General features: G+C 39.0%; 9 protein-coding genes and 1 tRNA gene. All 10 read right to left on the reverse strand.

What is annotated here, in order from left to right; genetic code table 11:
* Window positions 1-3,377: DNA-directed RNA polymerase subunit beta (gene rpoB, locus KKC46_06180; GenBank protein MBU1053403.1), on the reverse strand; the 3,377-nt coding region annotated here is incomplete at its 3' end.
* 86 nt (window positions 3,378-3,463) lie between these two features.
* Window positions 3,464-3,847, reverse strand: a complete 384-nt coding sequence (gene rplL / locus KKC46_06185) for a 50S ribosomal protein L7/L12 (protein ID MBU1053404.1) — start codon at window positions 3,845-3,847, stop codon at window positions 3,464-3,466.
* Between the two features lie 106 nt (window positions 3,848-3,953).
* Window positions 3,954-4,475, reverse strand: coding sequence for a 50S ribosomal protein L10 (gene rplJ / locus KKC46_06190; GenBank protein ID MBU1053405.1), 522 nt, complete (start codon window positions 4,473-4,475; stop codon window positions 3,954-3,956).
* A 370-nt stretch (window positions 4,476-4,845) separates the two neighbouring features.
* The gene (rplA, locus tag KKC46_06195) at window positions 4,846-5,550 is read right to left on the reverse strand and encodes a 50S ribosomal protein L1 (GenBank protein MBU1053406.1); all 705 of its coding nucleotides are present in this window, start codon (window positions 5,548-5,550) and stop codon (window positions 4,846-4,848) included.
* Between the two features lie 26 nt (window positions 5,551-5,576).
* A complete protein-coding gene (rplK, locus tag KKC46_06200) occupies window positions 5,577-5,999 on the reverse strand; it encodes a 50S ribosomal protein L11 (protein ID MBU1053407.1) in 423 nt (140 codons plus the stop codon).
* A 22-nt stretch (window positions 6,000-6,021) separates the two neighbouring features.
* Window positions 6,022-6,552: a transcription termination/antitermination protein NusG gene (nusG, locus tag KKC46_06205; protein ID MBU1053408.1), complete on the reverse strand. Its 531-nt coding sequence runs from the start codon at window positions 6,550-6,552 to the stop codon at window positions 6,022-6,024.
* Window positions 6,553-6,565: 13 nt separating this feature from the next.
* Window positions 6,566-6,751, reverse strand: coding sequence for a preprotein translocase subunit SecE (gene secE / locus KKC46_06210; GenBank protein ID MBU1053409.1), 186 nt, complete (start codon window positions 6,749-6,751; stop codon window positions 6,566-6,568).
* Window positions 6,752-7,185: 434 nt separating this feature from the next.
* Window positions 7,186-7,261 (reverse strand) — tRNA-Trp (locus KKC46_06215).
* Between the two features lie 63 nt (window positions 7,262-7,324).
* A complete protein-coding gene (gene rpmG, locus KKC46_06220) occupies window positions 7,325-7,474 on the reverse strand; it encodes a 50S ribosomal protein L33 (GenBank protein MBU1053410.1) in 150 nt (49 codons plus the stop codon).
* 18 nt (window positions 7,475-7,492) lie between these two features.
* Window positions 7,493-7,633: elongation factor Tu (gene tuf / locus KKC46_06225; protein ID MBU1053411.1), on the reverse strand; the 141-nt coding region annotated here is incomplete at its 5' end.

Below are 7,633 nucleotides of genomic sequence, written 5' to 3' on the forward strand. Positions count from 1 at the left end.
AGTGGATTTAAAACCATATCAACCGGAGTTCCGTCTTCAAAATATGGCATATCTTCCTGTGGCAAAATCCTTGAAACTACTCCTTTATTACCATGCCGGCCAGCCATTTTATCACCGACCGAAAGTTTTCTTTTCATGGCAATATATATCTTAACCATCTTTATAACACCCGGTGGAAGATCATCACCCTTTTCGTATCTGCTGATGGTTTTTTCAAAACCCTCCCGGCAAAGGGTACGCTGAGATCTGTATTGTTCAAGAAGATCGTGAATCTGTTCTGTAACAGCGGCATCCTTTAAAACAATACCTTCAAGCTGAGCCACAGGAATGTCAGCAAGCATTTCTGCATCTATTTTGTCACCCTTTGCAATCAAAGCTTTTTTACCCTTTTTGACCGGGGTATTGCATATCTGGCCGTCTAAAATCTCAATAATCTGAACACGTGCTATATCTTCAATAACCGAAAGTTCATCATCACGGTTTCTCTCCAACACTTTTATTTCAGTCTCTTCTATAAAATATGTGCGTTCATCCTTATCTATTCCACGTCTTGAAAAAACCTTTGCATCAATAACAGTTCCTTCAACTCCGGGGGGAACTCTTAAGGAAGTATCTTTTACATCTCCAGCTTTTTCTCCAAATATAGCACGAAGAAGCTTTTCTTCAGGAGAAAGCTGAGTTTCGCCTTTGGGAGTAATCTTTCCAACCAGGATATCACCAGGTTTAACTTCGGCTCCAAGCCTTATGATACCGCTTTCATCAAGGTCTTTCAAAGCTTCATCGCCCACATTTGGGATATCACGAGTAATATCTTCCTTACCAAGTTTTGTATCTCTCGCTACTATTTCAAATTCTTCAATATGGACAGAGGTGTAAACACCATCTTTTACTAGTCTTTCGCTAACAAGAATTGAATCCTCAAAATTAAATCCACCCCAAGGCATAAAGGCTACAGTAACGTTTTTACCCAGAGAAAGTTCTCCTTTTTCCGTAGCAGGCCCATCGGCAATTATTTCTCCGGCTTCCACGCGCTGACCTTTTTCAACAATTGGTCGGTGATTAAAACACGTATTCTGGTTTGAACGCATATATTTTGACAGATTATTAATAGTAACATGCCTGTCATACCCTTTCTCCGAAGGATCATGAGAAAGGATTATCCGACATGCATCCACAGATTCAACCACTCCGTCGCGCTCGGCAACTACTGTAACACCGGAGTCTTTAGCTACAACTCCTTCTATACCGGTCCCGACAAGAGGGGCTTCACTAACCATAAGCGGAACAGCCTGCCGTTGCATGTTTGAACCCATTAAAGCCCTGTTTGCATCATCATTTTCAAGAAAAGGGATCAAGGAAGCGGAAACACTTACAAGCTGATTCGGGGAAACATCCATAAGTGCAACATCTTCTTTATTAACCATCATGGTTTCACCTGCCACGCGGGACGTAACAAGTGGATTTATATAGTTACCTTTTTCATCCATGGGTGCTTTCGCCTGTGCAATAGGCAAATCCTTTTCTTCAAATGCATCAAGAAATTTAACTTCATTTGTTACTGTGCCATCATTAACCACCCTGTAAGGAGTTTCGATAAATCCATAATCATTAACACGAGCATAAGTACTCAACGAAACAATAAGTCCAATATTAGGACCTTCCGGTGTTTCAATCGGGCATATACGCCCGTAGTGGGAAGGATGAACATCTCTTACCTCAAATCCGGCCCGTTCACGTGTTAATCCCCCTGGGCCAAGTGCGCTTAATCTTCTCTTGTGGGTAGTCTCGGAAAGTGGGTTCGTCTGATCCATAAACTGGCTTAACTGGCTTGTGCCAAAAAACTCTTTAACAATCGCAGCTACAGGCTTGGGATTGATAAGATCATGAGGCATAAGGGTATCAACTTCTTGTAAGCTCATTCTCTCTTTTATAGCTCTTTCCATACGTACCAAACCGATACGGTATTGATTTTCTAGAAGCTCACCTACCGCTCTAATCCGGCGGTTACCAAGATGGTCGATATCATCAACAATTCCTTGTGAATCTCTTAATTCTATTAAAGTTTTTGCTGTAAGAAGAATATCTTCTTTTCTTAAGATCTTTAGATCTGGGTAAGATTCAATACCTAAACGCTGGTTTATTTTTACTCTTCCTACACTCGAAAGATCATAATATGCTGTTTTAAAAAATAAATTGTCGATAAAATTCTGAGCAACCTCGGGTGTTACCGGATTGCCGGGCCTAAGCCTCCTGTATATTTCAACAAGCGCTTCTTCTTTTGAACTTACTTTATCTACAGCCAAAGTTTTTCTTATTGAGTCGCTGCTCGACATAACATCAGAAAATAGTGTCCCGAATTCATTGATACCGGCATCATTCAGTTTTGAGATCAACTTTTCAGTGACCGTATCATTTGCCTTGACTATAGGCTTATTCGTTCCAGGTTCATAAATAGTATATGCAAAGGCTCTTTCAATAATATCTTCAATATTTATTGGTATTGTACCCATTTTGGATGATATCAGCTTCTTTATAAGCTTTGGAGTATATGGGCGACCTTTTTTAGCTAGTATTTCACCAGTTTCCGGATCTTTAATATCACGTGTAAATTTCTGATCTTTGCATAAATCTTCTCTAAGTTCTTTATATAAGCTTTTTCCACGTATGATTATCTTCTCACTCTTATAAAAATATGAGAGAAGATCTTCAGGCGTATATCCAAATGCTTTAAAGAAAATCGTGATAGGAAACTTGCGTCTTCTGTCTATTCTTATATAGACTATATCTTTTGGATCAATCTCAAGATCTATCCATGACCCGCGCACAGGTATTATTCTCGAACTGTAAATAATTTTGCCGCTTGAATGGGTTTTCCCCTTATCATGGTCAAAAAACACCCCGGACGATCTGTGAAGCTGTCCAACAACAACCCTTTCGGTCCCATTGACAATAAAAGTGCCTTTATTTGTCATAAGGGGAACCGTTCCAAAATAAATCTCCTGCTCTTTTATGTCACGAATACTTGAAATACCGGTTTCCTTGTCAACATCATAAACAACAAGCCTTACGGTTATGCGTACAGCTATTTCATAAGTCATACCTCTGTGTATGCATTCCCCAACACCATGTTTTATCTCTCCGAATCTATAGGATACATACTCAAGAGAAGCGCTCCCTGTATAATCTTTTATTGGGAACACCGATTTAAATACTGCCTGAAGCCCGATATCTTCCCGTTTTTCAGGAGCAACATCCATTTGCAATAAACGTTTATATGATTCCAGCTGCATCCCTATCAGATCAGGTATTTCAACAATTCTTTGGATCTGACCGAAATTTTTTCTTAGCCTTTTTTTTGCCAAAAGCCTTTCCGACATTGCATCTCCCTTTTAGATGAGGGGCTTTTTACAAACCCCTCAAATACAATTACTATATAGCGGAATTATAAAAATAGTTCTTTCGGTTATTTTATTTCGACCTGGGCGCCGGATTCTTCAAGCTGTGCTTTGATCTTGTCCGCCTCTTCTTTTGATATACCCTCTTTTACTGCTTTTGGAATTTCATCAACAAGAGTTTTTGCCTCTTTTAGGCCAAGACCTGTAATTGCTCTTACTTCTTTGATGATCTGAATCTTTTTGTCACCATGCGAAGTCAGAATAACAGAAAATTCTGTCTGCTCTTCGGCTTGAGATTCAGCTGCAGCCGGACCAGCTGCGGCTACCATTGCCACAGGAGCTGCCGCAGATACGCCGAACTTTTCTTCCAACTCCTTAATAAGCTCGGACAAATCGAGAACTGACATGCTAGCTATAAATTCAATAACATCTTCTTTAGTAATATCTGACATTTTAATTATTCCTCCAAATTATTCAAAATCCTCCGCAGCAAGCTGCAGGAATTATTTACGATAACATAATGAATCTTTTATCTTCCGGCTTATCCCAAAATAGTAATCAAGCCGCTTCTTTCTGTTCTTTAATCGCCTGTAAAGCATATAAAAACTGCTTTGGTATTTCGCAAAGTGTCCTGACAAATGCTGTCGGCACACCATTCATCGCCGAAAGCAATTGAGCTAAAAGCACTTCCCGGGGTGGCATGGTTGATAATGCCTTAATTGCATTAAAATCAAGCGCTTTCCCGTCTAATAAACCAGCTTTAATAGTCAGGTTCTTATTGGTTTCAGCAAATTTTATAAGTATCTTTGCAGGAGCTACAGGATCATCGTAGCTTAAAGCAACCGCGGTAGGACCCTTGAAACTGTCTTTAATCAAAACCGCACCGGTATTTTCAGATGCTCTCTCAAGAAGAGAATTTTTTACTACTCTGTATTCTATTTGAAATTCCCTTAACTTTTTCCGCAAATCGCTTATTGCTTCAACATTGAGACCTTTATAATCAGTTAAAATTACCACTTTAGCTCTGGATAATTTCTCATGAAAGTTCTCTGCAATCTTTTTCTTTTCTTCAAGATTCATAAATAATAACGCCTCCTTTCCAAATCTGTATAAACCGGAGGTCTATAGCCGATCAGCGGAAACAGGAAATTGCAATAATTTTGTATCATAAAAACAAAAGCTTTTTATCACACATGCATCCTTAATCCGTCTCGGTAGGCCGGAAATCCCGCTTAAGCATTAAATTATACGCCTACGGTCTTTGACAGAATTGTATTTACCTTATAATTTTATTTATTATATCATTTGGTTTACTAAAAGCATATCCCGTTACAAGTTAATTTGCAACGGGACTATATAAGTTAAATTCCTATCATTATTAAATAATATAACGATTTGACAGGTAAAATATCCACCGGATCCTGAGAATAAAATATCTTAAAGAAAGAAATTATTTTATAATTTCTCGAATCAAGGACAGATCAATTCTAATCCCCGGCCCCATTGTTGTGGAGATAGCCATCCCTTTTAAATATGTACCTTTACTGCCTGATGGTTTAAGCCGCATTATGGTTTCAAGGAAAGCCGACATGTTTTGAACTAGTTTCTCCACACCGAATGAAACCTTGCCCATGGGAACGTGTACTATTCCGGCTTTTTCTACCCTAAAATCCACCTTTCCAGCTTTTAATTCATTTACAGCTCTAGCTACATCAAAAGTGACAGACCCTGTTTTAGCATTTGGCATAAGCCCCCTTGGCCCAAGAAGCTTTCCAATCTTTCCGACAGAACCCATCATATCCGGTGTGGCAATTGCTTTATCAAAACCCAACCAACCACCTTGGATCTTTTCAATAAGATCATCATTCCCGACAAAATCGGCACCGGCATCTAGGGCTTCTTTTTCTTTTTCTCCTTTGGTAAAGACAAGAACCTTAACTTCTTTGCCTATTCCGTTCGGCAAGACAACAGCTCCTCTTACCATCTGATCTGCATGTCTAGGATCAACACCAAGACGTACGGCAACATCAACTGTTTCATCAAATTTTACATAAGATGAATCAATTGCTGCCTTAACAGCAGCAGCAATGTCATTTTTTGCCTCGGCATTAGCCTTTGCTTTAGCTTCATTATATTTCTTACCATGCTTAGGCATTTCGCTTTATTAACTCCTTTTTATCTTTAACCAATTTCTATCCCCATGCTTCTGGCTGTTCCTGCAATAATTTTAACTGCTGCAGCCGTATCATTGGCGTTAAGATCGACCATTTTCTGCTTAGCAATTTCCTCCACCTGTTCCCGTGTGACTTTAGCCACTTTAACTCTCTTCGGGTCACTGGATCCTTTTGCTATCTTTGCCGCTTTTTTCAAAAGTATTGAAGCAGGCGGCGTTTTTGTAATAAAAGTAAATGATCTGTCCTGATAAACAGTAATAACAACTGGTATTACCATTCCCTCATCATCAGCGGTCCTGGCATTAAAAGCCTTACAAAACTCCATTATATTCACACCATGCTGCCCGAGAGCAGGACCTATAGGTGGAGACGGATTCGCTTTTCCGGCCACAACCTGCAATTTAATCATTGCCATAACCTTTTTTGCCATTTCTTTCTTTTCACTCCTGATGCTATATCTTTGTTACCTGTACGAATTCTAATTCTACCGGGGTCGAGCGTCCGAATATACTGACAAGTACTTTTATCTTCCCCTTCTCCGGGTTAACTTCCTCAACAACACCATTAAAATTCGTAAAAGGTCCGTCTACTACCCTTATTTCATCTCCGGCTTCAAAATAATATTTCGGTTTGGGCTTTAATTTTCCTGCCTCCATCCGGTTTAAAATCTGCGCTGCCTCTTCATCTGAAATGGGGGTTGGCTTTTCTCTTCCTCCGAGAAAGCCGCTTACTTTAGCAGTATCATTAACTATATGCCAGACTTCATCATCAAGCTCCATTTGCACCAAAACATACCCTGGATAAAATTTTCTGGTGGAAGTTTTTCTTTTTCCTTTAACAAGTTCCACAACCTGCTCTGTGGGAACCAACACTTCTCCGAACTTATCAGAACGATTATAAGTAGCTATCTTTTCTTCAAGTGCAGTTTTTACTTTGTCTTCGAACCCAGAATATACATGCAATATATACCACTTAAGAGCCACTCTCTTCCCCTCATTATTTTTGAAGAACTATATGGATAAGACTTGACAGACCCATATCAACCACACTTAGAAAAAACGAAACTATCACAACCAGGATAATGACAACTACCGTCGAAGAAATTGTTTGTTTTCTGGTAGGCCATGTAATTTTTTTAAGTTCAATTTTAACTTCTCTTAAAAATTGTAATATTTTCTCAATACGATTGTTTGCTTCTTTACCTGTTAGTGTTTTAGCCCCGGCTAAAGTTTTTTTTTGCGGAAATATATTTATCTTCTTCGTTTCTGCTACAATTCCTGCAACCGGAATAATTTTCTTTAAAACCTTACCTGCATTCTGAGTAGTATCCGGCGTATCATCACTTTGTTTTAATTTTTTTTTATTGTTTGAGGTCTTTTTTCTCAGTAGTCGTGCCATAATATCCCTGTATTGCTATATCCAAACCAAAATCTCTGGTTAAGATCCAATAAAACCTTATTAACCTAAAATTAAAACCAGCTTTTCATTCAACTGAAAATATTTTCCACTCTGCCATCATTTGAAGTAAGCAACACTCAACCCAGGCCATGGTTAAAAGTCATCGACCTGTTGGGATTTTTATTAGTCCTTCAATATTTATCCATTCATAAAATATTTGGCAGGCCAGGAGGGATTTGAACCCCCAACACCCGGATTTGGAGTCCGATGCTCTGCCGTTAGAGCTACTGGCCTGTATATAAATTATAAAAAGTGTATATATCCTTTGCTCAAAATACCTACTAAAATACAAAATGGCTATTTTGTTTCTTTATGAGTGGTATGTTTTCTGCAAAACCTACAGTATTTGCTAAATTCAAGCTTATCCGGTGTTGTTCTTTTGTTTTTTGTAGTAGTGTAATTTTTTCTTTTACATTCACTACATGACATTGATATAATTACTCTCACCTGCCAACTCCTTAGCCGTTATCCTATAATATTGCTTACAACTCCTGCACCGACCGTCCGTCCGCCTTCCCTTATCGCAAACCGAAGCTCGGTCTCCATTGCTATAGGAGTTATCAGCTCCGCCGATATCGCTACATTGTCTCCGGGCATTATCATCTC

The organism is Pseudomonadota bacterium, from assembly GCA_018817425.1.
In the GTDB taxonomy this organism is placed as follows: Bacteria; Desulfobacterota; Desulfobacteria; order Desulfobacterales; family RPRI01; genus RPRI01.